The organism is Achromobacter maghribensis (assembly GCF_057334215.1).
In genome coordinates this window covers 10,278-12,367 of record NZ_JBHFII010000034.1, presented here as the reverse complement: position 1 = coordinate 12,367, position 2,090 = coordinate 10,278, and the positions used below count along the sequence as shown (strand labels likewise).

The window sequence follows — 2,090 nt, the reverse complement described above, 5'->3', positions numbered from 1 at the left end:
GGCCCCGCTTCCCCCCTGCCCCCGCTATTACCGCCTGGATTTTCTGGCAAAAACAGCGGCGTGTTGAATGGACCACCGCATGCCGCCTGCGGGCAAAAAAAACCCGCTTGCGCGGGTTTTTCGCAAACAGGGCTTGCCGATTACATCGGCGTGACGCGGGTGGGACCGGAGCCGCTGATCACCTGGACGCGCTGGCCCACGCTGACGGGCACATCCGCCTCTTGAGCGACTACGCGGGTTTCGCCGTTATCCAGGCGCACGGTAATTTCGTAGCCGGAATTCGTGCCGACGCGGTTCTCGACCGCGTTACCCGCCAGGGCGCCAAGAATCGCGCCGCCGACCGTGGCGATGGTGCGGCCCGTGCCGCCACCGATGGCGTTGCCTGCCACGCCACCCAATGCGCCGCCGGCCAACATGCCGACACCGCTGGATTTGTCGTTCTGGATCACGATCGGGCGCACGCCCGTGACCGTGCCCGTGCGAACGATTTGCTCACGCTGGGCCTGATCGTAGCTGTACACGCCGCTGGATGCGCTGCGATTCGCGCAACCGCCCAGGACAGCCATCGACGTCACGACGGCTGCGATGGCCAACCACCGGCCAGTACGCGGCGTCACCAGGGAAAGAGATTTGCTTTGGTTCATTTGGACTCCTCGATCGGCACTACCGACGACTGTTGATCATAATACTCTGCCCCGAACAAGCGGCACCCGCGGCTGCAACACACTGAAACTCACAGCCAAAGGCCGAAAACAGCGTTTAGATCACGGCGGCACCCAGCCGCCTGCGGAAACACGATGCGGGTTCGACCATTCCGCCGCATCGCGGTTCCCAAGGAGCAAAGGGAATCAGGCAGGCAGATGGATGCCGTAGGTCGCGTGCAGCACGGCGTCGATATCCGCGCGCGACGGCGCGTGATTCTGCGGGCCACGCGACGCGATCTTGATCGCGCCCATGACGTTGCCCAGGCGGCAGCTGTCTTCCCAGTTCCAGCCGCTGGTCAGGCCATAGAGCAGGCCGCCGCGCTGCGCGTCGCCGCAACCCGTCGGGTCGACGACTTGCGAGGCCCGCACCGGTGCGATCTGGACGGTCTTGCCGCCGGTGTACAGCGTTGCACCTTCGGCGCCGCGCGTCACCACCACGGCTTGCAGCGTGGCGGCGATATCGGCCACGCTGCGGCCCGTGCGCTGCTCGACGATACCTGCTTCGTAATCGTTGACGGTCAACGCCTGCGCCAGCTTGAGCATGCGGTCCAGGTCGGCGCCGTCAAACAAGGGCATGGCTTGCCCCAGGTCGAAAATGAACGGGATGCCGCGGCGGTGCAGGCGTTCGGCGTGCGCGAACATGCCTTCCTTGGCGTCCGGCGCCACGATGGCCCAGGCCGCATCCGCATCGCTCAGGTCGTTTTCGGCAGCAAACGACATGGCGCCCGGATGGAAGGCAGTGATCTGGTTGTCGTCCAGATCGGTCGTGATGAAGCATTGCGCGGTGAAGGTGCCGGGCATGACCTTGACGCGGCTGGTGTCGATGCCCAGGCCCGACAGGCGTTCCATGTATTCGCCGGCGTCTTCGCCCACGGTCGCCACCGGCACGGGTTTGCCGCCCAGCAAGTTCATGTTGTAGGCGATGTTGCCCGAGCAACCGCCATATTCCTTGCGCATGCTGGGCACCAGGAACGACACGCTGAGCGATTGGATGCGGTCAGCAAGAATGTGCTCTTTGAAACGGCCTTCGAACACCGCGATCGTGTCGAACGCCATCGAGCCGCAAACCAGAACGGGGGTTGCCATGCTTGTCATCCTTTAAGGAAAGAACTTATCGAGTTGGTAGCCATTGACCTGCACGCCAGTCACTTCAATGGGCACTGAGATCTTGAGCTCGCCAGCCGGGCCGAACGGGCCGCTCAACTGATCGGGCGTCAGGTAGTTTTCGGGCATCAGCACTTTGCGCACGACCACCGTATCCGACAAATCGGTCAGATCCAGCACCAGGGCCGGCCAATGCTGCGGCTTGTCGTAGCGGTTGCGCAGCACCAGGTTCAACACCAGGCGGCTGCGGCCGTCGTCGATCGCGGCGGCGCCCGGCGGCGG

The 2,090-nt window shown here is 64.1% G+C and carries 3 protein-coding genes; all 3 read right to left on the bottom strand.

Going from position 1 to position 2,090, the window contains the following annotated elements; all coding sequences use genetic code 11:
- Positions 1–140 precede the first annotated feature (140 nt).
- Positions 141–644, bottom strand: a complete 504-nt coding sequence (locus ACE039_RS13685; RefSeq protein WP_054427255.1) for an outer membrane lipoprotein — start codon at positions 642–644, stop codon at positions 141–143.
- Between the two features lie 204 nt (positions 645–848).
- The gene (locus ACE039_RS13680) at positions 849–1,790 is read right to left on the bottom strand and encodes a carbohydrate kinase family protein (RefSeq protein ID WP_105559335.1); all 942 of its coding nucleotides are present in this window, start codon (positions 1,788–1,790) and stop codon (positions 849–851) included.
- Positions 1,791–1,802: 12 nt separating this feature from the next.
- Positions 1,803–2,090, bottom strand: a 288-nt coding sequence (locus ACE039_RS13675; RefSeq protein WP_485822609.1) for a DUF3426 domain-containing protein, incomplete at its 5' end; no start/stop codon positions are given.